Raw genomic sequence first — 23,593 nt, 5'->3', positions numbered from 1 at the left:
CAAGATTCGCCATTACGACATACAAGAAGCCAAGAAGACACAAGAAGGAATTATGCAGACGACAGTTCGCATTGAACGCTATGCCGATCAGGGCCGCTGCGTGGGCCATATTGATGGGCGCGTGGTCTTCGTGCGGTTCGCCCTGCCTGGCGAGCTGGTCCAGGTAAAGCTTGATGAACCCTATGACCGTGAGGACCGCTTCTGGACAGGCGAGGTTGTGGCGGTCGAGGAGGCCAGTGATGACCGGGTCCAGCCCACCTGGCCCCTGGCTGGACCCCTGGCCCAGGGCGGCGGCGTTGGTGGGGCCGATCTGGTCCATGTCAGCCTTGAGGGTCAACTCCGCTGGAAGTCAGCGCTGATTAAGGAACAGATGCGCCGAATGGGCCACCAGGACCTGGCGGATGTGCCCGTCGAACGGGTCGAATCGGACCTGGCTCTGGGCGGGCTCAACTGGCGCACCCGCATCGAACTGATCGCCGATGAGCAGGGCAGGCCTTCCATGCGTAGGCGGGGCACCCATGAACGGGTGGCCATCAAGGATATGCCCCTGGCGAGCAAGGCCCTCCTGGCTGTGGCCGCCGAACTGGGACTTTGGCAGTCGTCCTATGAGCCTGGTGCCCAGCTGCGACTGGCTGTACCAGAGCCCTGGGGCATTGATACAGCCAGCGCTGACCAGGAGGCGCTGGTCAAGGCTGTTGGCGACGACTACGCCTTCACTGTTGGCGGTCAGCTCAGGGCAGGCTCTGCGGTCCTGCGTGAGCAGGTGGGTATGGCCGATGGGATCCATGACTATCAGGTCGGCTCCCAAGGTTTCTGGCAGGTCCATCGGCAGGCCCCCGAAGTCTTGGGCAGCCATCTTATGGAACTGGTCGACCGGGTCTGTGGCGCCTCCAAGCCCAGATCCATCTGGGACCTGTATTCAGGGGCCGGCCTGTTCACCCTGCCGCTGGCTGCCCAGGCCCAGGATTCCTCCAAGGTCTTGAGCATCGAGGGCAACAAGATCGCCGCCAAGCAGGCCCACGCCAACCTCCAGGCGGCCGGATTCGGCGATGTGGTCGCCAGGGGAGGGGATGTGGCCAGGGTCCTCTCCACCAATCTCCCCAAGCGGTTGAGCCACCCTGAACTGATTGTTCTGGACCCACCCAGAGCCGGTGCCAAAGCCAAGGTATGCAGGCTCATGGCCGAATCCAAGGCCAGGAACATCATCTATATCGCCTGTGATCCAACCAGCCTGGCCCGGGATACGGCCATCCTGACTGAATTGGGTTATGGGCTGACCGACATTCGGGCCTTCGATATCTACCCCATGACCCACCATGTGGAGACGGTGGCCCTTTTCACCAGGAAGTTGCCGGACAGGTCCCAGGCAGGGCGCCGATGACTCAGCATTCAGGCTTCGGGCGGGTTCGGTTGGTCAGCGCAATGGTCGCGGCCTGCCTACCGCTTTGCGGCCTTCTGAGTGCCTGCACACCCTCCGGGGCAGCTGTGGGCGACTCCCGGTCGGCAGCCGCCGTGGACCATGACAGCATAGACCGGCCGGATGTGCGCCTGGGGTTCATCGGCTCTATGGACCTCCAATCCGATGCCCGTCTTCTCAAGGCCTGCTCTGACGCTGGATTGAAGACCACCTACATAGCGGTTACTGATGTCCACGATCCCTTCCAAGCCGCCCGACGTGGCTTGGAAGACCTGGCAGGGCAGGCCGTCAATGGTGTCGTGATCAACCGTCTGCAATGGCAGGGGACTCAGACCGATGCGTGGAACCGGGCCTTGGGTAAGGTTCGCGCCGCCGGCATAGCGGTGGTGCTGGTGGATCCGATCGACCAGCCAAAGGATGAGCGGCTGTTTGCGGCCAGGCTGACCGTGGATAATCATAGTGGGCAGGCAGTGCCTATGGATGCCGCCTTGATGAGCATCGTCAACGCCAATCCCCATAAGCGCGACCTGATAGTGAAGACACAGTAGGAGGGTGCTATGAGGGACCAGGAAGGCTTAAAGCAGCTACGGCAGGAGAGATCCGAGACACGGACCGATGCCGGTGTGCCCACAGCCCAGACTGCTGGAAAGCCTACCGGTCCAGGCACTCCCGATGCCATGCCGGAGGTCAGTGAGCAGGGACTCAGCCAGGCCCAGGTCCGTTCCCTGACGGAGGAGGGGAAGGTCAACGCCCTCAAGGAGGAGACCTCCCGGTCTCTGGGGCAGATAATTCGTGCCAATGTATTCACTCTCTTCAATGGCATCATTGTGGCCGCCATGCTCCTGGTGCTCCTGACTGGTTCCTGGAAGGACGCGGTCTTCGGCATCATCATCATCTTCAATACCGGCATTGGCATTGGTACCGAGCTCAAGGCCAAGCTCACCTTGGACAAGCTTTCCATCCTGGTCTCCTCGCGGTCCCTGGTCCGCCGCCATGGGGGCAACATAGAGATCGACCATGGGCAGATAGTCTTGGGAGACCTGCTCTGGGTGCGCTCAGGCGAGCAGATTCCTGCTGACTCCACCATTGTGCATACCTGGGGGCTGGAGCTTGATGAATCCATGCTGACCGGCGAATCCCGCACGGTCAGGAAGGGGCCTGGCGACCAGGTGTATTCGGGTTCCAACGCCGTCTCCGGCCTGGCCTTGGTGAGGGTGGACCAAGTGGGGGAGCACGGCTACGCCGCCAAGCTCGCCGCCAAGGCCAGGGTCTACAAGAAGACGACCTCTGACCTGACCCAGGGCATCAATACGATCCTGAAGGTCATGACCGTGGTGGTCATTCCCCTGTGCCTCCTGCTGATCTGGTCGCAGATACGGGCGGTGGGCGGCTGGCAGACAGCCATTGGCACCGGCCTGTGGCGGCAGGCCGTGGTGTCGGCTGTGGCCGGGGTGGTGGGCATGATTCCTGAGGGCCTGGTCCTCCTGACCTCCTTGAATTTCGCCATCGCCTCCATACGCCTGGCCAGGGAGAACACCCTGGTCCAGGAGTTGGAATCGGTCGAGACGCTGGCCCGTGTGGACTCGCTGAATCTGGACAAGACCGGCACCATCACGGACGGCAGCATCGTGCTGGACGATGTGGTCCTCTTGGATGGGCAGATTGATGGGCATATCGTTCGTCAGGCCTTCTACGACCTATCCAACGAGGCAAACCCCAACGGCACAGGTCAGGCCGTTCTGGCCGGCCTCTCCAAGGAGGGCTACCAACCCGGCCCGGTGCAGGGGAGGGTTCCCTTCTCTTCGGCCCGCAAGTGGAGCGCCATCATTGAGGATGGGACCCTGTGGACCATGGGTGCCCCAGAACTCCTGCTCTCCGCCTTTGAAGGAGACTCCGCGTCGGTGGCCGGCAGGGTGGATGGCTACGCCAAGTCAGGAAGCCGTGTGCTCCTCCTGGCCAGAAAATCCTTGGATTCGGTGACGGCTGCTGACTCAGCCAGTCAGTCGGATGAGGGCGGCTTCGATATCGAGGGATTCATGGATTCCCCCACACTCTTTGCAGATAGTCAGCCAGTGGCCCTGGTCCTGTGTTCCGAACATATCCGTGAGGACGCGCAGCCAACCCTGGCCTGGTTCCGGGATCAGGGCGTGCGCTGCCGGGTCATCTCCGGTGACAACCCGGTCACCGTCGGCGCCATAGCAGCCAAGGTCGGGTTGACGGGTGACCAGATTCCTCGGATCATGGACGCCCGCCAGCTCCCCTCGGACCTCAATCAGCTGGCCGTTGTCATGGAGGATGTGGACGTGCTGGGCCGGGTCCTCCCCGAGCAGAAGAAGGCCATTGTCGATGCCCTCCACGCCAAGGGGCATGTGGTCGCCATGACGGGCGATGGGGTCAACGATGCCCTGGCTCTCAAGGAGGCCGATTTGGGTATCGCCATGGGCAATGCCGCAGCGGCCACCAAGGCCGTAGCCCAGTTGGTCCTGGTGGATTCCAAGTTCTCCCACCTGCCTGATGTGGTGGCGCGGGGCCGGCAGGTCATGGCGAACATGGAGCGGGTCGCCAGCCTCTTCCTGGTCAAGACAGTCTACTCGGCGCTCATCTCCCTGGGGGTGGTACTGACGGCCATTCCCTTCCCCTACCTGCCCCGGCACATCACCTACATCGGTGGCCTGACCATCGGCCTGCCAGCCTTCATATTGGCCTTGGCCCCCAATAACCGCCGCTATATTCCTGGTTTCCTCAAACGCGTGGTTCATTTCGCCCTGCCAGGAGGCATCGCCATAGCCTTGTCCGTGCTCCTGTCGGCCTGGCTGCTGCCGCCTATGCTGCATTGGAATCTCTCCAAGCCCTCCGACCTGGCCACATTGAGAACCACCTGCGCCATTGTTGTCTTCGTGCTCGGCGTGTTCGTTCTGGGGCGGGTGGCCATGCCGCTCAAATCCTGGCGTGGTCTGTTGGTGGCCTTCTTCGCCGCCGTTGGTGTCATCGGTATCTTCGTGCCGCCTGTGGCCAACTTCTTCGCCCTGTCGATCCCCTCCGACCGCACCCTCAGGGCCACCATGATCGTCCTGGTCCTGGCCGCCGCGATCTACGCCATCACCTGGCTGATCTCCCGCCTGCTAGGCAGAAGCAGGAAGACGGCTACATGTCTGTGACACATGTTTGATTTGGGGTAGCGGCTGGAAGCGATCAGCTGGGAGCAACACCTATCTGTACTGTCGTATTGCGATACTATTGTTATACGGTAATATCGGTATATGCGAGTGCGAGACCAGGAGCGTCACGACTTCCTCTTTGGTGGTTCCTATCCTTCTGGGTACCCTCAGGGGGTTGAACGCCAACTGATGCCTAAGCTGCAGATGCTGAAGGCCGCGCATGCCCTGCGTGGTATGGAGGAAGGCCTCACACCGACTGTCCGGTGTGAGGCCTAGCCTTATTTGCTCGTTGCTCTGTCAGTTTCTGTCGCCGAAGAGACGCAGGACGTAGAGGAACATGTTGATGAAGTCCAGGTAGAGGTTCAGTGCGCACAGGATGGAGAGCCGCTTGATGGTCTCGGGGTCACCGGCGTACTGGGCGAAGAGGGCACGGGTGGACTGGGCATCGTAGGCGGTCAGACCGGCGAAGATCAGCAGGCCGATGGCGGAGACCAGCATGAGCATGCTGTCGCTGGGTGCCACGAAGAGGAGGATGACTTCGCCGACAATCATCACCAGGAGGGCGACCAGAAGAATGGGGCCCGCCTTGAGCATGTCAATCTTGGTGGTCAGAGCCAGCATGGTTAGCACGAAGAAGAAACCGGCCGTCATACCGAGGGCCAAGCCGATCGAGCCCAGGTCATAGGCAGCGAAGATGGTACTGAGGGTAAAGCCCATCAGGGCGGCGTAGATGTAGAACATGGCCCGCGCGGTGCCGGTCCGCATCTTCATGATGCGCGCTCCCAGGAAGATCGCCAGCGCCACCTGGATTACTGCCAGGCCGATCCAGCCGATCATGCCGGTGGCGGCCAGGAAGAGCTCCAGACCATTGGACATCTGGGTGACGATGGCGACCACCGCCGTCAGCAGGAGCCCCAGGGTCATCTCCCCATAGGCCCGTGCCGTGGAGCTATGCCGCGCCTGCTCGAAGGAGTAGACCATCTGCGCATTCATGCTGGCGGGACCGCCGGGAACACCGGCCTGCATGCCTGGCTGTTGATAGGGCTGCTGCCCTGGGTAACCCTGCTGGTACTGGCCATAGCCGGCCTGCATGTGTGCCGCTGACGGCTGCCCGTATTGGGGCACCTGCCCCGGCTGGGCGTTGTAGGTGTGGTTCATACCGCCACTGGTCTGCTGGTCTTGGGGCTGTCGTCCGAATGCCATAGCTTCTCCTTCTGCTTGGACAGGGGATGAGTCAGTCTTCTGTCGTTGCTGTCATTCTAGGCTACGGGGGCATCCTGTGAGCCGCCTTCAGGTAGCAGCTGAAGACCATGAAAGTCTTGTGAAACTTCGGCGCGGGCGCTTACCGACTCCCGCAAGGCCCGTTGTGGTGATCTTGCGCTGCCGGCCAACAGTGGCACGCCCACATCGCGACTATCATGAAGCTATACATATCCGGCGCTAGCAATAGGAGAGTCATACATGGAACAGGTCCCAAACATCAAGCTCAACAATGGTGTGGACATACCACAACTTGGACTGGGCGTTTTCCAGACCCCGGTGGGTCAGACCACTGTCGATGCGGTTCGTGCGGCCCTGCAGGCCGGTTATCGCCACATCGACACCGCCAGGATCTACCAGAATGAGGAGTCCGTGGGCCAGGGCATCCGCGAGTCCGGCGTCAAGCGGCGTGACATCTTCCTGACCACCAAGCTCTGGAACGACGACATCCGTGCCGGCCGCACCCGTGAGGCCTTCAATGAGAGCCTAGACCGTCTGGGCCTGGACTATGTTGACCTCTATCTTATCCACTGGCCGGCCCAGGGTTGGGAGAAGGCCTGGGAGCAGATGGTCGAGCTCTACCGGGAGCGCAGGGTCAGGGCCATCGGCGTGTGCAACTTCGAGCAGCACCATCTTGAGGACCTTATGGCCATCAGTGATGTGCGGCCAGCGGTGAACCAAATCGAGTCCTCACCCCAGTTCACCAACCAGGAGCTCATTGACTTCAGCAACGGCAAGCGGATAGATGTGGAGGCCTGGAGCCCCCTGGGCGGTACGGGCGGCAGCCTCCTGGGCAATCCCGCGCTCAAGAGGATCGGTGACAGGCATGGCAAGTCCCCGGCCCAGGTCGTGATTCGCTGGCACCTGCAGAGGGGCGTAATCGTAATCCCCAAGTCCATCCATGAGGAGCGGATCCGGCAGAATCTCGATGTCTTCGACTTCGAGCTCTCCGATGCGGAGATTGATGAGATCTCAGCCCTCAACACCGGCAAGCGCAATGGGGCCGATCCCGACAACTTCGACTTCTAGGCCATGATGACCGCACCGGGAGATATGGGCCGTAAGGAATCGTGCGCTTAGGACTGCGGGGCGTCCTCCACCTGGGGGGCGCCATTGATGTCGCGATGGATGTTCTGCATCTGGCTCTCGACGTTCTGCAGGCTTCGGGCGCAGTCCAGCAGGGTCTGTGAATGCTCCTCGAAGCGTGCGTCGGGCAGGTCGGACTTGTAACGCAGGGCGTGTTCCAGGCTGGCCCAGTAATCCATGGCGATGGTGCGGAACTGGACCTCGACAGGGGTGTAATGGGGCCCGGAGGAGAGGAAGACCGGCACGGCGTAGATGACATGCAGGCTCCGATAGCCGTTCTGCTTGGGGGTCTTGATGTAATCCTTGACCCGCAGGACCTGGATGTCCGACTGGGCGGACAGGTAGTTGGAGACTGAATACACGTCGTCCCGGTAATTGCAGATGACACGGATGCCAGCCACGTCGAAAAGGTTGTCCTTGATGGATTCGATGGTCATCGGCAGCTCCTTGCGCTCCAGTTTGCCGATGATGGAATTGACGGACTTGAGACGACGTTCCAGGTGGTGGATGGGGTCGTGGGAGAAGCGGACCTGGAACTCGCTGTCGAGGATGTCCAACTTGGTGGAGATCTCGAACATGGCGCCCTCGTAAACCTGCATGAGGTCCACGAACTGAGGTATCTCCTCCTGGGGGAACCCATTGTGGGCCTTGTCCAGCGCTTCCAGCCGGGCTTCCAGGTCCGACGAGCTCATTCTGTCATGACGATCAAGTATCACGGTCAACCATCATAAGCGAGGACGGCAACTTCCGAAAAGGTCCGCGGGAGTATGGCCTGGCCCGTCGCTACAATCGCCTCTTATGAACGAAGACATGATGACCCAGGATGAACGACGGTCCCCCATGGCCGCACAGGTCGACGGCGAACAGGCCGGATCGGCTGCCGGCAGTGGCCACAAGGGCATCTACCATGTCCATACTTTAGGCTGTCAGATGAACGTCCATGATTCTGAGCGCATAGCCGGCGTTCTGGAGGCCCAGGGCTACCGGCCGGCCTCCCAGGGCGAGGTCGACGACAATGACATAGACCTGATCGTCATGAACACCTGCGCGGTGCGGGAGAACGCATCCGACCGCATGTACGGCACCCTGGGCATGTGGGCCGAACGCAAGAGGGAACGGCCCAACATGCAGATCGCCGTGGGTGGCTGCATGGCCCAGCTGGACCGTGAGCGGATAGCCAAGCGGGTGCCTTGGGTGGACGCGGTCTTCGGGACCAAGTCCATCGGCTCCCTGCCCCAGCTCCTGGACCAGGCCAGGGTCACGGGCGAGCCGCAGGTCAAAGTGGCCAACGATCTGGAATACTTCCCCAGCCAGCTGCCGACCTCCCGATCCTCCAGGGTCTCCTCCTGGGTGTCCATATCCGTGGGTTGCAACAACACCTGCACCTTCTGCATTGTGCCCACCACCCGTGGCCGGGAGTATGACCGGCGGCCGGGCGACGTGCTGGCCGAGGTGAGGGCCTGTGTCGATGGCGGGGCCAAGGAGGTGACCCTGCTGGGCCAGAATGTGAACTCCTACGGCTATGGGATCGGCGACCGCTATGCCTTCTCCAAGCTGCTGAGGGCCTGCGGGCAGATCGAGGGGCTGGAGCGGGTGCGTTTCACCTCGCCCCACCCGGCCGCTTTCACCGATGATGTCATCGAGGCCATGGCCCAGACCCCCAATGTCATGCACCAGCTGCACATGCCCCTGCAGTCCGGCTCCGACAAGGTCCTGCGGGCCATGCGGCGCTCCTACCGGTCGGCCAGGTTCATGGACATCCTGGGCAAGGTGCGATCTGCCATGCCCGATGCCCAGATCTCCACCGACATCATCGTCGGCTTCCCTGGAGAAACTGAGGAGGACTTCCAGCAGACCCTCGACCTGGTCGAGCAGGCCCGCTTCTCCTCCGCCTTCACCTTCGAATATTCGCCCCGGCCAGGCACCCCGGCCGCAGCCATGGAGCAGGTCCCCTCGGACGTGGTTCGGGAGCGTTACCAGCGGCTCATCGCCCTCCAGGAGCGGATAACCCAGGAGGAGCTGGCCAAGTTCGAGGGCAGGGATGTCGAGGTGATGATCACCGGCGGCCAGGGGCGCAAGGATGAGCAGACCCACCGGGTCAGTGGCCGCGAGCGGACCGGTGTCCTGGTCCACGTCGGTGTGCCGGAGGGGCAGCCGCAGCCGAACATCGGTGATTGCGTGACCGCAACCGTCACCCATGCAGGCAAGCACAATCTCATAGCGGATCCAGACCCAACTGTTGGCCAGACCTACAGGGTCCGGGGCTGAAGGGCGTGAGCGCTCCCATGTCCGTGCCAAAGAATGGCTCGAGCGCCCAGACCAGGGTCATCTCCATAGTCGGCCCGACAGCCTCGGGCAAGACCGGTCTTGGCATAGCCCTGGCCCAGGCATTGGCCCGGCGTGGGCAGCGGGCGGAGATCATCAACGCCGACGCCTACCAGATGTACCGGGGCATGGACATCGGCACCGCCAAGGCCAGCAGGCAGGAACGGTCCGCCGTAACCCATCATCTGATCGACATCATCGACCCCGACCAGACCATGACCGTGGCCTGGTTCCAAGACCTCGCCCGGCAGACCATAGCCGACCTGCAGGCCAGGGGGGTCAGGCCCATCCTCGTCGGTGGGTCGGGGCTGTACGCCCGGGCAGCCATAGACAGGATCTCCTTCCCAGGTACCGATGTCAAGGTTCGCGCACGCTTGGAGGAACAGGCCCAGCGCCAGGGGCCGGGGGCGCTCTTCGCTGAGCTGGAGGCCAGGGATCCGCAGGCGGCGGCCCGGATGGACCCCCGCAATCCTCGTCGTACCATCAGGGCCTTGGAGGTCATCGAGCTCACGGGTCGCCCCTATTCCGCCAGCCTGCCCCGCTACGAGTATCTGATACCCTCCCTGCAGATCGGCCTCGACCTGCCCAGGGAGGAACTGGACGCCCGGATAGACCTGAGAACCGACCTGATGCGTAGGCAGGGTCTGGTCGAGGAAGTCCGAAGCCTACGACCTCGCCTGGGCACGACCGCCTGCAGGGCCCTTGGCTACAGCCAGATCATGGACTATCTGGACGACCGCTGGGGGCTGGACGAGGCCTTCGCTGATATTGCCCAAAAGACCAAGCGGTTGGCCCGCAAGCAGATGGGCTGGTTCGGTCGAGACCCCCGGATCCACTGGCTCCAGGCCCTGGATGGCGATCTGTTGAATCGGGCCCTGGACCTGGTCGACCAGGCCGACGCCGGCCTTTTCGATGCTGGTGATGCCCAGGTGGCTGAGGGAACCCAGCATCATTTGGGTGACCTTCAGGAGCGCTAAGGCCCGGATGTCCGATGTGGCCAACGGAGGATTGCTTTCCCGCAAGTCGCAGCCTGCCCAAGTGCCTTCTGGGGGGGGGGCTTCTGGCGGGGGCTGGCGGCCTGTCCAGACCGCTGATCCTAGTGGGCGGGACCCTGGTCCCAGCCGGCAATCAGAAAGATGCGGGTGGGATTGGCTGGGCGCACGATGGAGGTGAAGAGTCTCCCAAATGGCTCCAGACACCCTAGATAGGCCTGTTCCTGTGCCACTTGATAGGTCCGCCTGTCGGTCTGTCCCCAATCCAGGTCCCAACCCGCATAATGGGCCAGGCGGGAGGCGAAGATGCGCAGGGTGATGGCGTTGCCCTGGCTGAAGGGGTGGAGATAACCCAGCTGGTCATAGATCAGGGTCAGCTCCTGGATGAACCTGCTCCGGTCCAGGTTGCCGAGGTTCTGCCGCTCAGCCAGTTCCCCGCTGATGTTCATGGCCCCAGTGGCGATCAGCTGCCAGGGGAAGCAGGTCTGGGGCGAGCCCCGCTGCCGGGGTTCCGTATCACTTGTCCGCAAGAGGCCGGCATGGGGGTAGATCCCGTGGAAGATGCAGCGATGAATAGATTGCAGCTCCCGCAGGTCTCCAGTCATGGGCCAGCCCCGTTCCTGCAGGAAGATGGTACGCACCAGGATTCGGTCCGCCAGGCTCTGGACGCTGGCCTCAGTGCCGACAGTGTCATCATCCAGGCCGGCCTCCGACCACAGGTCCTCCAGATCAAGATTCCCCAGCTGGTAGTCGTAGGCGACACGCCTGATCCGCCCGCTGGCCTCCAAGCCATCCAGCCGGCCGGAGCACAGGGCGAAGGCCATAGCGCTCGCACGTTCCGCAGGAGTCATGCCCTCATCCTAGCCGATGTCTGGGCGATGGGAGTGGGGGTCGGTAAGATGTGGTCTGCTATGGCAAGAACAGTATCCTCACGAGACAAAGGATCCAGCAACAAGTCCTCCAAGAAGGATAGGGCCGATCGCAACAGCGACCGGGCCCAGACCGAGCTGCCCGTGGAACCCTGGTGGCAGAGGGTGCTCCTGGCCATACCTCGGGGGCTTGGCTCCCTGATTCGCTCCATCTTTGGTGTAGGCGACTACGACCCCGCCGCCCGGCGCGACGGCCTCTGCTTCATCCTTCTGGTCCTGGCCATCCTCTTCTGTGCCTCGGAATGGTTCCGGGTCGAGGGGGTGCTCGGCCAGTGGCTGCATGCGCTGGCTTCGGGGGCTCTGGGCTATATGAGCCTGCTCCTGCCGGCCCTTCTGGCCATTGTGGCCTTCAGACTGGTCCGCAACAGCGGCAAGGACTCCAACAACAGCTCGGTCATCACCGGCTGGGCCCTTCTGGTCTGGTCCATCTGCTCGATTCTGGACATTGTCCTGGTCGCCGATGACGGCTCATTCTCCCTGGCACGGGTCCAGCAGGCAGGCGGGGTGCTGGGTTTCTGTCTGGGGTCGCCCTTGGCTTGGGGGCTCTCCAAGGTCTTCGCCATGATCCTCTTCATGGTCGTGGCCTTCTTCGCCCTCCTGCTCATCACCCGGCGCCATGTCACCGATGTGGCCATGTTCATCCAGAACTTGTGGGCTAAAGTGCGGGGCCAGGAGCCTGCCTCCGCTGATGCTGACGACCTGGAGGAAGACCAGTTCCCCAACGAGGTCCAGCTGGAGGATGGCAGTCTGCCCCTGGCTGAGGGGGTGCCCGCCCATGATGGGTCCGAGCCCCCAGATGAGACCCAGGCCAGACGGTCAGGTCTCAAGGGCTGGTTCTCCAGGTTCCTTGCCCGTCGCCATGGCCAGGACACGGACGACAGCCTGGAACGCTACGAGGGCGATGACCCCTTCGTGGCTGCGGCCAGTCACCATGGCAGCGGGGGAGAGACCCTGTTGGATGGGGCCGAACCCGACATGGCTGAGACTGTGGCCGGATACGGGGGCTACGGTTATGACCAGACCCCGACGGGTGCCCAAGAGACCCAGCCCATGGGCACCGGAACCGGCGTCTTGCCCATGGTTCAGCCTGCTGACGGTAATCGAGAAACCGACTACCCAAGCGCCGGCGATCCCACCAAGGTTCTCCAGCCCCAAGACGACCAAGCCGGAGCCGTTGCTGGTCAAGGAGATGATGGTTCCTCCGCTCCGGCAGCTTCCGCCGTCCACTGGGGGGACAATGATCCCTGGGCCAATATCGGCAATGCGCCGGACCCGCAGTATGAGGCCGGTGACGAACCAGCAGACCCTGAAGTCGAAGCTGGGGGAGATGGGCGACCGGAGGGTCCCTACCAGCTGCCCAGCCTGGACCTCCTGGTCAAAGGCAAGCCCCACGCGGCCCGTACCCCAGCCAACGACAAGATCATCCAGGCCCTGACCTCAACCTTCCGGGAGTTTTCTGTTGACGCCAAGGTCATCGGCTACATGCGTGGTCCCTCGGTCACCCAGTATGAGGTGGAACTGGGTCCGGGTGTCAAGGTGGAGAAGGTCACCAACCTCCAGCGCAACATCGCCTATGCCGTGGCCTCCTCGGATGTGCGCATCCTTTCGCCCATCCCCGGCAAGTCGGCCATCGGCATCGAGATACCCAACGCCGACCGTGAGATCGTCCACCTGGGCGACGTCCTTCGCCACGACAAGATCCGCGAGGACCCTAACCCCATGCTGGCGGGTGTGGGCAAAGACGTGGAAGGTCACTTCGTCAAGGCCGACCTGACCAAGATGCCCCACCTGCTGGTGGCGGGTGCCACTGGTTCGGGCAAGTCCTCCTTTGTCAACTCCATGCTCACCTCCATCATCATGCGGGCCACACCTGAACAGGTCCGTCTGATCCTCGTCGACCCCAAGCGGGTGGAACTGACCGTCTATGCGGGCATTCCCCACCTGCTGACTCCCATCATCACAGACCCCAAGAAGGCCGCCCAGGCCTTGGAGTGGGTGGTCAAGGAGATGGATTCGCGCTACGACGACCTCCAGTATTTCGGCTACCGGGATGTCAAGGACTTCAACAAGGCCGTCATGGAGGGCAAGGTTCATGTGCCGCCGGGCTCCAAGCGCAAGGTGGCCCCCTACCCCTACCTGCTGGTGGTCGTCGACGAGATGGCAGACCTGATGATGGTCGCCAAGAACGATGTGGAAAGCTCCATCCAGCGCATCACCCAGCTGGCCCGGGCCGCCGGCGTTCACCTGGTCCTGGCCACCCAGCGACCTTCGGTCGATGTGGTCACCGGTCTGATCAAGGCCAACATTCCCTCCCGCCTGGCCTTCGCCACCTCCTCGGCGACTGATTCCCGCGTCATCCTCGACACGGTCGGCGCCGAGACCCTCATCGGTCAGGGGGATGCCCTCTTCCTGCCCATGGGCTACGCCAAACCCGTGCGCGTGCAGGGATCCTGGGTGGGGGAGTCGGAGGTGCGGGCCGCCGTCGACTTCGTCAAGACCCAACGCAAGCCCCGCTACCGTGAGGACATCGAACTTATGGCCAAGGAGTCCGACCAGAAGGCCGTCGAGCCCGATGAGGAGATCGGTGAGGACCTTGACATCCTCCTGCAGGCGGCCGAGCTGGTGGTCAACACCCAGTTCGGCTCCACCTCCATGCTCCAGCGCAAGCTGCGTATCGGCTTCGCCAAGGCAGGTCGCATGATGGACCTGCTGGAATCGCGTGGTGTGGTAGGCCCCTCCGAGGGTTCCAAGGCAAGGGAGGTCCTGGTCAAGCCCGATGACCTACCCCAGGTCCTGGCCTTCATCGAGGGGCGTACATCCACCCTCGAGGCAAGCGGCCCCCAACAGGGTTCCTTGGACCAGCAGCTATAGATCAGAAAGTGCCGGTGGCCGGGGGAGCTTTGGCCTTGGCCCGGCAGCCTAGGGCCAGGTAGTGCGTAAGAGGTAGAGTAATCGTCATGCAGACAGAGCAGACACAAGACAAACACGCATCGTCCCTACTGGACGGGTGGAACAGCGCACCCAACCTGGTGACCTACACCCGCATGGTCCTGGTCCTGGTCTTTCTGGGCCTCTATATCGCAGGCGGTCCCTGGGGCCTGCACAACCACAACTACCGTTGGATCGCGGCCATCCTCTTCATCGTCGCGGCCTCGACCGACAAGCTGGACGGTTGGATGGCCCGCAAGTACAACAAGGTGACCGAGCTGGGCAAACTCATGGACCCCATCGCCGACAAGTTCCTCATCTGTGCCACCTTGGTCGTAGCCTCAGTCTTTGGCGAGCTGGACTGGTGGATCACCGCCCTCTTCCTCCTGCGTGAGATCGGCATCACCGTCATGCGCTTCTTCGTCATCGACACCGGAGGCAAGGTCATCGCCGCCTCCAAGTCCGGCAAGTACAAGACCCTTGCCCAATGTGTCGGCCTGTCCATGCTGCTGCTGCCCCTGCGCACCTTGGGCAACAGCGATGGCTTCCTCACCTGGATGGGTGTCTACGACATCGTCACCTACATCGTCATCCTGATCGCCCTGGTCCTCTGCCTATATTCGGGTGGTCTCTACCTCTACCAGGTCTTTGGCGGCAAGCGCGCCGGGGCCAAGAGCGAGGATTCAGCCCGCTAGGCAGGTTGCGCATACCCCACCGGATTTGCTGGTTCGCGGCGGCAGACACAGGTCCCAGTCTGCGCTATGGTGAGTGTTGAGTACTGTCTATGCGCAACTCAGGGAGGACCGTCATGGCTGAGGTTCCATCACCATTTGACACATCCGGTGGGCAGGACCTGCGTGGGCAGGCCGACACGCTTGCCGCTCGCATTATGGAATACTGCGGCAAGCGGCGGCTGAGGATTGCGGCCGCGGAATCCTTGACCGGCGGTCTTCTGGCCGATGCCTTCGTGCGGATTCCCGGCGCCTCAGCCGTATTTTTGGGATCTGCCGTCACCTATGACATAGCCGCCAAGGCATCCATACTGCATGTCGACGCTGATCTCCTGTCCCGCAAGGGTGCCGTGGATCCGGAGGTGGCTCGGCAGATGGCCCAAGGCGCGGCGGCCCTATACCGGCAGAGCCAGTATGGCGACCGGATCATCGGCCTGTCGACCACGGGGGTGGCTGGCCCCGGCCCTGACGGCGACAAACCAGCAGGACTGGTCTACGTCGGAGTCTGCCTACCTGTGCCGGTTGCCGTTTCCGGAAGGCTGGACTCGGGCCTGCTGGAGGCCACGGAACTGAGATTGCAGGGGTCCCGGGAGTCGGTGCGCCTGCAGACCGTCGTCCACCTGCTGCGTACTGTGGTCCAGCTCACAGGAGCCGACCAGGAATAATACCTCGAAAAGTCTGTTGGGTATGGTGTAAGCAGAGAACGATAGGGGTAAAGGGGACAGTAGAGATGGAAATGATGACTCGAACCGATGAACGAATGGATGTCAACACCCTGACCGGCCGCTCTGAGCAGCCAAACGCCCGTGTGCGTGACTTGACCCCTGCCCAGCGCCGCGCCGTGATGTACGCCCAGCAGCAGGTGATCAAGGCCCGTGAGGCCAAGAGGGCCAAGGATGAGCGCCAGGCTGCCCTAAGCCGCATGTGGCAGGAGGAGGATGCCGAGCAGCGCAAGTCACGCTCCAGCGCCCACAAGCACGACTTCTCCGACCGGAACAAGGACCTCTCCCTGCGTGAGGCAATTGGCCATGTCCTGCGAGACCTGCGCACCCGTGACCACAAGACCCTGCGTGAGGTCAGCGAGAAGGCGGGTGTCTCCTTGGGCTACCTGTCCGAGGTTGAGCGTGGGCAGAAGGAGGCAAGCTCCGAACTGCTGGCCTCCATTGCCGAGTCCCTGGGGCTGAGCACCGCACAGATGCTGCGTATGGTCGCTGATTATCTGGAGTCCGACCAGGCCTGATGGTGTACATAGGGATGGCTCCCCGCAGTGCTGGGGCCGTCTCTTGGAATGCGTGAGGAGGAGCCCGCCGGCCCTGAGTGGTTGGCGGGCTCCTCCATGTCCGCTGAAGGCACAAGCCGGGTTTGGGAGTCGCTAGAGTGGAGTTGTGAGAGAACGTGAATTTTGGGAGTTGTTGGAGGAGGTGCTGGGTCGGGTCTACGGCCGCAGCATATCCCGTGATATGAAACTGACCGCCTTGGACGACATGACCGTAGTGGAGGCCCTGGAGGCTGGTGTGGAGCCTCGGATCGTCTGGAATGTCCTATGTGACCAGATGGACATTCCCGATGCCCAGCGTTGGGGCAAGGACCATGTGGCCCCGCCTTTGCCGGCGGCCTAGGGCTGGCTAGGCTTTGGGCGGTTCAATACGTGTGACTGGCTACAGCCGATATCGGCGTGTCCAGGGAGATATTCGAACATATGTTCGTATCTTCCGCTATAGTAGTTGACAGTTGCAAGCACTGATGTGAAACCTTTGGATGTGGGCCTTGGAGGCAAGGTTCGGCCCGTAGATGCAATGGCCGGCGTGTCGAAAGGGCAGGCCTTCGACCACATGGGCTGTGGTGGTGGATTGCCTTCCCCGGGATGCATAGGGTGGAAGTGGCAAACAGTGGTGATGTTCCTTCGGGGCATAAATGGTTAAGGAGAAGACAATGGCACAGCAGTCAAAGGGCAAGTCCAAGGCGGCTCCCCAGAACATGGCCGACGAGCCTGGTGTTGATCCCAGGCGTCAGGCGGCTTTGAAGACCGCTCTGGCACAGGTCGAGAAGAACTTTGGCAAGGGGTCCGCCATGCGGCTGGGTGACAAGCCCGCCCAGGATGTGGAGGTCATCCCCACCGGTTCGCTTGCCCTTGATATGGCCTTGGGCATCGGTGGTCTGCCTCGGGGCAGAATCGTCGAGATCTATGGTCCTGAATCCTCGGGTAAGACCACCCTGGCCCTCCATTGTGTGGCCAACGCCCAGAAGAATGGCGGCGTGGCGGCCTTCATTGATGCCGAGCACGCCCTGGATCCGGTCTATGCCAAGCATTTGGGTGTCGATACGGATTCTCTGATTGTCTCCCAGCCCGACAATGGCGAGCAGGCTCTGGAAATCGCGGACATGCTGATTCGCTCGGGGGCCCTCGACGTCATCGTGATTGATTCCGTGGCCGCCCTGGTTCCCAAGGCCGAGATCGAAGGCGATATGGGAGACAGCCACGTGGGCCTGCAGGCCAGGCTCATGAGCCAGGCCCTGCGCAAGATGACCGGTGCCCTGTCCCAGACCGGCACCACCGCTATCTTCATCAACCAGCTGCGTGAGAAGATCGGTGTCTTTTTCGGCAGTCCCGAGACCACCACCGGTGGCAAGGCCCTGAAGTTCTATGCCTCGGTCCGCTTGGATATTCGTCGTATCCAGACCCTGAAGAACGGGGACGAGGCCGTGGGCAACCGCACCAAGGTCAAGGTGGTCAAGAACAAGATGGCTCCGCCCTTCAAGTTCGCCGAATTCGACATGCTTTACGGTGAGGGAATCTCCAAGGAGGGCTCCATCATCGACATGGCCCTGCAGGCCAATGTGATCAAGAAGTCCGGCTCCTGGTTCACCTACGAGGGTGACCAATTGGGGCAGGGGCGTGAGAATGTCCGTCAATTCCTCAAGGACAATCCGCCCATCTCCGACGAGATTGAGAAGAAGGTCAAGATTGCCTTCGGCGTCATCCCATCCGATGAGTCAGCGGATGGCGAAGCGTCTGCGGAAAGCGCCGGTCCCGAGACCACCGACGCTGAAGCGAAGGCTCCGGCTGGTGCCAGCGCGGACCTCGGCTGATAGCGGTCGCGCCCTAGGGTTTGTAGCAAACATCATGATCAGTGTCGAGGAATTTCTGGAAGGCAAGGAGCTTCTGCCTGAGGCCGCCACTGTGCCAGATGAGCCTGAACCGCAGGACCTGGCCGATGGGTCTGATCTGGCGGCAGCCAGGGCTCTGCCGCCGCAGATGGGTGGACCTATTACGGCTGCTGAAACCGGAGCGATGAAGGCTGTAGAGGCCTCCCCAGCCCCAGGTAGAGATCAGGCAAAGGCTCCTCGGGCTGTGCCTACTGGCTTGCCTGACGAGAGCCCTTCCATTGGTGGGTCTACCCTCACCCTGCCAAGGGGAGGCTTCGGAGCCTGCATGGAGGCTCCTGCGACTCAGCGGCAACGGTCCTCCTGGGGGAGGCCGGCCAAGGCTAGGTCCGGCAGGAAGGGGAGCAGTGTCGGTTCCTGCACTCCTCAGAGTCCAAAGGATCCGACTGATGTTGATGCCTGCCGGGAGGCCGGACTCAGGCTCCTGGACGCCTCGGCGAAATCATCGGAAAGCCTGCGGTCACGTCTCCTGGCCAAGGGTTATGAGGTGGATGTTGTTGAGTCCGTCATTCATAGGTTGACCGAACTTGGTCTGCTTGACGATCTTGCCTATGCCCAGTCGGTGGTTCGCTATTGCGCTGCCCGGCAGATGGGCAAGCGTGGCACCGTCATGGAACTGACCCGCAAGGGCGTCGCCAGACCCCTGGCCCTGCAAGTGGCCGGGGAGGCTGAGGATTCCGGCGTCTTTGTTGATGCAGCCTGGGAACTTGGCCGCAGGACGGCCCGCAAGACCGCAGGCCTGGACCTGCAGGTCCGTAAACGTCGTTTCTGGAGTGCCGGAGGGCGCAAGGGGCATGATCCGGCCATCCTCAATGAGATTGCCTCAGCCCTCTTCACCGATGGGGACTGACCTGGATAATCCTGTTGGCTGATTGGGGTCGGCTTGGTAGATGTCCTATCGCGCCTGGAAATGATGTCAAAGTGACACATAGGTGATACAACACGGCTATATCAGCTGTCATGCACCCGATGTCCTCGATGCGCTAAAACTGTTGGTCTTCCAACGTTCCTTGTTGGCACTCCACTGCATGTATGCAGTGGAGTGAAAGGGGAGGTGAGACCTCTTCTACCCCGGGTTCTGTCGTGTGTTTCCACACGGATGGCCATCCATCTCGACCTGACGTTGCCGCCAGGCTCTAGCAGCCTACCCGAAGGCTCGGGCGAGCAGCCCTTAGTGCCTTCTGCTTGGCCTTGCTCCCGATGAGGCTTGCCATGCGGCCGACTGTTACCAGCGGCCCGGTGGTCTCTTACACCGCCGTTTCACCCTTACCTGACCAGGCAAAAGCCGGTCAGGCGGTCTATTCTCTGCTGCGCTATCTCTCAGGTCACCCTGGGCGGACGTTATCCGCCATCGTGCTCTGCGGAGCCCGGAAGTTCCTCAACCCCACCAAGGTGGGGTCGCGGCCATCAAGAGGTCTCAAGAGTTCAAGTATAGCGGTGAATCCCCACGTGGACCCGCGCGATTCGTTGACTGAGGAAATGGCGGTCATCTCGGGCGGGTTCAGCCAGCACCGAACCATTCGCGTCTACAATAAGACATACCAGGACGGTGAAGTGGCCGTCTGGCCCGTCACATAGCGGCTTGGCCGCTTGAATTGAGGAGGTTCACATGGATATCGCCGTTACCGGACGCCATACGCAGATCAAGCAGAAGTTTCGTGACCTGGTCGACAGCAAGATGAGTCGTGTGACCACCATCGCACCGGATGCACAGCGGGTGCAGATCGTCCTGAGCCACGAGGGCAACCCCCGCCAGTCGGACATTGCCGAGAAGGTGGAGATCACCGTCTACGCCGGTAAGACCGTCATCCGCGCCGAGGCCTCCAGCGCCGACGAGATCTCCGCCTTGGACCTGGCCGTGGACAAGTTGACCCTTCGCCTGCGCCGCACCCGTGACCGCCGCAAGGACCATCGTCGCGGCTACAAGAGCACGATACCCGCCGATTTGGGGCCGGCCCCCGCCAATCTGGGCCCTGTAGTGACCGATCCCTCGCAGGATGAGGCCCTGAAGGAGGAGGAGCCCAACAAGGATGGCGATGCCCAGGACCTGGCCTCCGACTTGGGACCGGGCGAGTCCATTGAGGTGCAAGTTGGTGACACACCCATTGTGATCCGTCGCAAGCTGCATGTCGCCGAACCCATGAGCATTGACGAGGCCCTGTATGAGATGGAGCTGATCGGTCATGACTTCTTCCTCTTTGTCAACAAGGACACCAACCGCCCCTCGGTCGTCTACCGCCGGCACGGTTGGTCCTATGGTGTCTTCGAAATCGACACCGCAGAAAACATCGGTAAGGACCAGCAGGGCAAGTGAGGTCAGGCGGTCGGTAGGAAGCCTGCAAGGCACCAGGCAATGAGCCACAGCAGCCCCCAATGCAGGGCCCACATCGGAGTGTCGATGTGGGCCCTGCCGCATTTTGCCGTCAGTGAGAGTAAGGAGAAGCCCCATACTCCATAGGGAATCTGCCGGGATTGACCGCAAAAATCCGTGTCTTCGCGTACTATTGAATAGAGTTTGTGCCTGGTGGAAGCGACCGGGCTACGCGCGTTATAGAGCAGCTAGGGAGCGAAAGTGGTAGATATCGTCGACAAGGCTCTTCGCATGGGCGAAGGCCACCAGATCAAGAAGCTTGAGAATGTGGCCAAGGCAGTCAACGCCTGCGAGGATGAGATTTCGGCAATGAGCGACGAGGAGCTCAAGGGGCAGACCGCCAAATTCAAGGAACGCCTGGAACATGGCGAGAAACTTGACGACCTGATGCCGGAGGCCTTCGCCACCGTCCGTGAGGTCTCCAAGCGCACCTTGGGCCAGCGGCACTTCGATGTTCAGCTGATGGGTGGCGCGGCCCTGCATTGGGGTAACATCGCCGAGATGAAGACCGGTGAAGGCAAGACCCTGGTCGCCACCCTGCCGGCCTATCTGAACGCCCTGGAGGGCAAGGGTGTCCACGTGGTCACCGTCAACGACTACCTGGCCTCCTACCAGTCGGAGCTCATGGGCCGCATCTTCCGCTTCCTGGATATGAGTGTCGGCTGCATCATCACCGACCAGAAGCCGGCCGAACGCCGTAAGCAGTACCAGGCGGACATCACCTACGGCACCAACAATGAGTTCGGTTTCGACTACCTGCGAGACAACATGGCATGGGAGAAGAACGAGCTGGTCCAGCGTGGCCACCACTATGCCATCGTCGATGAGGTCGACTCCATCCTGATTGATGAGGCCCGTACCCCTCTGATCATCTCCGGCCCAGCCGAGGGCGACGTGACCCGTTGGTACCGTCAATTCGCCAAGCTGGCCCCCAAGCTCTCCCGTGATGAGGATTACACAGTCGACGAGAAGAAGAAGACCGTCGGCATCCTGGACCCTGGCATCGCCAGGGTGGAGGACTTCCTGGGCATCGACAACCTCTACGAGCCCAGCAACACCGCCCTCATCGGCTACCTCAACAACGCCATCAAGGCCAAGGAACTCTTCCTACGTGACAAGGACTATGTGGTCACCAAGGGTGAGGTCATGATCGTCGACGAGCACACCGGCCGTGTTTTGCCCGGCCGCCGCTACAACGAGGGACTCCACCAGGCCCTGGAGGCCAAGGAGGGTGTCGAGGTCCAGCCTGAGAACCAGACCTTCGCCACCATCACCCTGCAGAACTACTTCCGCATGTACGACAAGCTTTCGGGTATGACCGGTACCGCTGAGACCGAGGCCGCCGAGTTCATGAACACCTATAAGTTGGGTGTGTTGCCGATTCCGACCAACAAGCCCATGGTCCGTGAGGACAAGGACGACCTGATCTACCGGACCCAGAAGGAGAAGCTGACGGCGATCGTCAAGGACGTGGCCCTGCGGCACGCCAAGGGCCAGCCGGTCCTCCTGGGCACCGCATCGGTTGAATCCTCCGAGGTACTCTCCTCCCTGCTGGATGTGGCGGGCATCGACCACCAGGTCCTCAACGCCAAGCACCATGCCCAGGAGGCTGCGGTCGTGGCGGTCGCCGGTCGCAAGGGTGCCGTCACCGTGGCTACCAACATGGCCGGACGTGGTACCGATATCATGCTGGGCGGCAACGTCGAGTTCCTGGCCGATCAGAAGCTCAAGTCAGAGGGGTATTCATCTGAGGACACCCCCGATGAGTATGAGAAGCGCTGGCCGGGCACCCTGGCTGAGGTCAAGGAGCAGGCCAAGGACGAGCATGAGGAGGTCATCGAACTTGGCGGCCTGTATGTGCTGGGCACCGAGCGCCACGAGTCCCGCCGTATCGACAACCAGCTGCGCGGTCGTTCCGGTCGTCAGGGAGACCCGGGTGAGTCCCGCTTCTACCTGAGCCTGGAAGACGACCTCATGCGTCTGTTCAACACCCAGCTGGTGGCCAGGGTCATGTCCAAGGGCATCCCCGAGGGCGAGCCCATTGTGGCTAAGTCCGTCTCCAAGGGTGTGCGCAACGCCCAGAAGACCGTGGAATCGCGCAACTACGAGATCCGTAAGAACGTCCTCAAGTATGACGACGTGATGAACAAGCAGCGTAAGGTCATCTACTCGGAGCGTCAGGCCGTCCTCAAGGGCGCCGACATTCACGAGGATATCGAGCGTTTCATCTCCGACACCATCGAGAGCTACATCAAGGCTGCCGGAAAGGCTTCGGACAAGGCCGCCGACTGGGATTGGGACAGTCTCTTCAAAGCCTTCGACGCCCTCTTTCCCATCAAGCTCGATGCTGACGAGGCCAAGGAGGAGGTCTCCAAGCTCAAGGGAGACAAGGCCGTCAAGAAGCTCACGGAGCTGGTGGTCGAGGACGCCGACAAGCTCTACCAGGAGCTCGAGGAGCAGCTGGGTGAGGACTCCCTGCGCCAGCTGGAACGCCGTGTGGTCCTGGCGGTGCTGGACCGCAAGTGGCGTGAGCACCTCTACGAGATGGACTACCTCAAGGACGGCATCGGCCTGCGTGGCATGGGTCAGCGCGACCCCCTGGTCGAGTACCAGCGCGAGGGCTTCCAGATGTACAACTCCATGGTCGAGGCCATCAAGGAGGAGAGCGTGCAGCTCCTCTTCCATGTGGATATCCAGCAGATATCCGAGACCCAGGATCTGTACGAGGACATCGACGAGCAATCGCCTATTGTTCCTGGGTCCGAGCATGGTGCCGAGGAAGCCGATCTGGAGGCCGCCACATCCGCCTCCGGGCCAGCCGACCCCGACCAGCGTGATGAGGATGCCGACGTGGAGGCCGTGGCCGACAGACGGAATCAGGAGTCGGCTGATGACGACCAGCGTCCCGTGGATGATTCGGTCATCGTGGGCCCCGCTCCCGTCAGCCATGCCGACGGCAAGGTTCCGACCAGCAAAAAGCCCAAGAGCGAAGAGCTGAAGACTCCCTGGGCTGACGGACGCACCTTCCCCGGCACCGGCAAGAACGCCCCATGCCCCTGTGGCTCAGGCCGTAAGTACAAGATGTGCCACGGCCAGAATGAACAGTAAGGTGACTCAGGCACTGAAGATCTGAAACCCTGAGGGGGCCGGCCATTTGCCCGGCCCCCTCAGTCATATGCGGGAGTCATGTCGCTATAGGTCCAGGCATGGTCCCGGCTGACCTCTGCAAGG

17 protein-coding genes, 1 other RNA gene and 2 pseudogenes are annotated in these 23,593 nt (G+C 61.8%); 16 read left to right on the top strand and 4 right to left on the bottom strand.

Features of this window, described 5'->3' with window-relative positions; genetic code table 11:
* Positions 1–52 precede the first annotated feature (52 nt).
* The 3 genes from CRD60_RS03530 (at position 53) to CRD60_RS03520 (ending at position 4,575) form a co-directional block, all read left to right on the top strand.
* Positions 53–1,381, top strand: coding sequence for a class I SAM-dependent RNA methyltransferase (locus tag CRD60_RS03530; protein WP_113859904.1), 1,329 nt, complete (start codon positions 53–55; stop codon positions 1,379–1,381).
* Complete coding sequence (locus CRD60_RS03525) at positions 1,378–1,965, top strand: sugar ABC transporter substrate-binding protein (protein ID WP_113859903.1); 588 nt, start codon at positions 1,378–1,380, stop codon at positions 1,963–1,965. Before CRD60_RS03530 ends, CRD60_RS03525 begins: the two co-directional genes overlap by 4 nt.
* Before the next feature lie 129 nt (positions 1,966–2,094).
* Complete coding sequence (locus CRD60_RS03520; protein ID WP_113859983.1) at positions 2,095–4,575, top strand: HAD-IC family P-type ATPase; 2,481 nt, start codon at positions 2,095–2,097, stop codon at positions 4,573–4,575.
* A gap of 297 nt (positions 4,576–4,872) precedes the next feature.
* Here the strand turns inward: CRD60_RS03520 and CRD60_RS03515 are convergent, their stop codons facing one another.
* Positions 4,873–5,778 carry a Bax inhibitor-1/YccA family protein gene (locus CRD60_RS03515; RefSeq protein WP_236630804.1) on the bottom strand — a complete coding sequence of 302 codons (906 nt, stop codon included), beginning with the start codon at positions 5,776–5,778 and terminating at the stop codon, positions 4,873–4,875.
* Between the two features lie 258 nt (positions 5,779–6,036).
* On the opposite strand from CRD60_RS03515, the gene CRD60_RS03510 reads away from it, so the two are divergent.
* Positions 6,037–6,864, top strand: coding sequence for an aldo/keto reductase (locus tag CRD60_RS03510; RefSeq protein ID WP_113859902.1), 828 nt, complete (start codon positions 6,037–6,039; stop codon positions 6,862–6,864).
* Positions 6,865–6,911: 47 nt separating this feature from the next.
* Here the strand turns inward: CRD60_RS03510 and CRD60_RS03505 are convergent, their stop codons facing one another.
* Positions 6,912–7,613, bottom strand: coding sequence for a GTP pyrophosphokinase (locus CRD60_RS03505; protein WP_113859901.1), 702 nt, complete (start codon positions 7,611–7,613; stop codon positions 6,912–6,914).
* A gap of 106 nt (positions 7,614–7,719) precedes the next feature.
* Between CRD60_RS03505 and miaB the strand changes: the two genes are divergently transcribed.
* Entirely contained in the window at positions 7,720–9,189 is a 1,470-nt protein-coding gene (gene miaB / locus CRD60_RS03500; protein WP_113859900.1) for a tRNA (N6-isopentenyl adenosine(37)-C2)-methylthiotransferase MiaB, read from the top strand.
* Positions 9,190–9,206: 17 nt separating this feature from the next.
* Positions 9,207–10,223 (top strand): tRNA (adenosine(37)-N6)-dimethylallyltransferase MiaA, encoded by a 1,017-nt coding sequence (gene miaA / locus CRD60_RS03495; RefSeq protein WP_113859899.1) that lies wholly within the window; start codon positions 9,207–9,209, stop codon positions 10,221–10,223.
* Between the two features lie 119 nt (positions 10,224–10,342).
* Here miaA and CRD60_RS03490 read toward each other — a convergent pair whose 3' ends face one another.
* The gene (locus tag CRD60_RS03490; protein ID WP_113859898.1) at positions 10,343–11,089 is read right to left on the bottom strand and encodes a Fic/DOC family protein; all 747 of its coding nucleotides are present in this window, start codon (positions 11,087–11,089) and stop codon (positions 10,343–10,345) included.
* A gap of 60 nt (positions 11,090–11,149) precedes the next feature.
* On the opposite strand from CRD60_RS03490, the gene CRD60_RS03485 reads away from it, so the two are divergent.
* The 7 genes from CRD60_RS03485 (at position 11,150) to CRD60_RS03455 (ending at position 18,841) form a co-directional block, all read left to right on the top strand.
* Entirely contained in the window at positions 11,150–14,038 is a 2,889-nt protein-coding gene (locus CRD60_RS03485; protein ID WP_113859897.1) for an FtsK/SpoIIIE family DNA translocase, read from the top strand.
* Positions 14,039–14,124: 86 nt separating this feature from the next.
* The gene (gene pgsA, locus CRD60_RS03480; RefSeq protein WP_113859896.1) at positions 14,125–14,790 is read left to right on the top strand and encodes a CDP-diacylglycerol--glycerol-3-phosphate 3-phosphatidyltransferase; all 666 of its coding nucleotides are present in this window, start codon (positions 14,125–14,127) and stop codon (positions 14,788–14,790) included.
* 113 nt (positions 14,791–14,903) lie between these two features.
* The gene (locus tag CRD60_RS03475) at positions 14,904–15,491 is read left to right on the top strand and encodes a CinA family protein (RefSeq protein ID WP_113859981.1); all 588 of its coding nucleotides are present in this window, start codon (positions 14,904–14,906) and stop codon (positions 15,489–15,491) included.
* A gap of 65 nt (positions 15,492–15,556) precedes the next feature.
* On the top strand, positions 15,557–16,066 hold the full coding sequence (locus CRD60_RS03470; protein ID WP_113859895.1) for a helix-turn-helix domain-containing protein: 510 nt from the start codon (positions 15,557–15,559) through the stop codon (positions 16,064–16,066).
* Between the two features lie 145 nt (positions 16,067–16,211).
* Positions 16,212–16,445 (top strand): DUF3046 domain-containing protein, encoded by a 234-nt coding sequence (locus CRD60_RS03465; RefSeq protein ID WP_113859894.1) that lies wholly within the window; start codon positions 16,212–16,214, stop codon positions 16,443–16,445.
* A gap of 313 nt (positions 16,446–16,758) precedes the next feature.
* The gene (gene recA / locus CRD60_RS03460) at positions 16,759–17,916 is read left to right on the top strand and encodes a recombinase RecA (protein ID WP_201737196.1); all 1,158 of its coding nucleotides are present in this window, start codon (positions 16,759–16,761) and stop codon (positions 17,914–17,916) included.
* Positions 17,917–18,259: 343 nt separating this feature from the next.
* Positions 18,260–18,841 (top strand): regulatory protein RecX, encoded by a 582-nt coding sequence (locus tag CRD60_RS03455; RefSeq protein ID WP_113859980.1) that lies wholly within the window; start codon positions 18,260–18,262, stop codon positions 18,839–18,841.
* Between the two features lie 201 nt (positions 18,842–19,042).
* On the opposite strand, the gene rnpB is transcribed toward CRD60_RS03455, so the two are convergent.
* Positions 19,043–19,411: RNase P RNA component class A (rnpB, locus tag CRD60_RS03450), an RNA gene on the bottom strand.
* A gap of 189 nt (positions 19,412–19,600) precedes the next feature.
* Between rnpB and hpf the strand changes: the two genes are divergently transcribed.
* The 3 genes and pseudogenes from hpf to CRD60_RS09490 form a co-directional block, all read left to right on the top strand.
* Complete coding sequence (hpf, locus tag CRD60_RS03445) at positions 19,601–20,305, top strand: ribosome hibernation-promoting factor, HPF/YfiA family (RefSeq protein WP_113859892.1); 705 nt, start codon at positions 19,601–19,603, stop codon at positions 20,303–20,305.
* A 258-nt stretch (positions 20,306–20,563) separates the two neighbouring features.
* A pseudogene (gene secA, locus CRD60_RS03440) lies at positions 20,564–23,066 on the top strand (preprotein translocase subunit SecA); the annotation flags it as partial.
* Between the two features lie 221 nt (positions 23,067–23,287).
* A pseudogene (locus CRD60_RS09490) lies at positions 23,288–23,470 on the top strand (SEC-C metal-binding domain-containing protein); the annotation flags it as partial.
* Positions 23,471–23,593: the final 123 nt, after the last annotated feature.

The organism is Bifidobacterium aemilianum (genome assembly GCF_003315635.1).
GTDB lineage: Bacteria > Actinomycetota > Actinomycetes > Actinomycetales > Bifidobacteriaceae > Bifidobacterium > Bifidobacterium aemilianum.
Note: the sequence above shows the minus strand (reverse complement) of the source record. Positions and strands in the feature narration are given on the sequence as shown.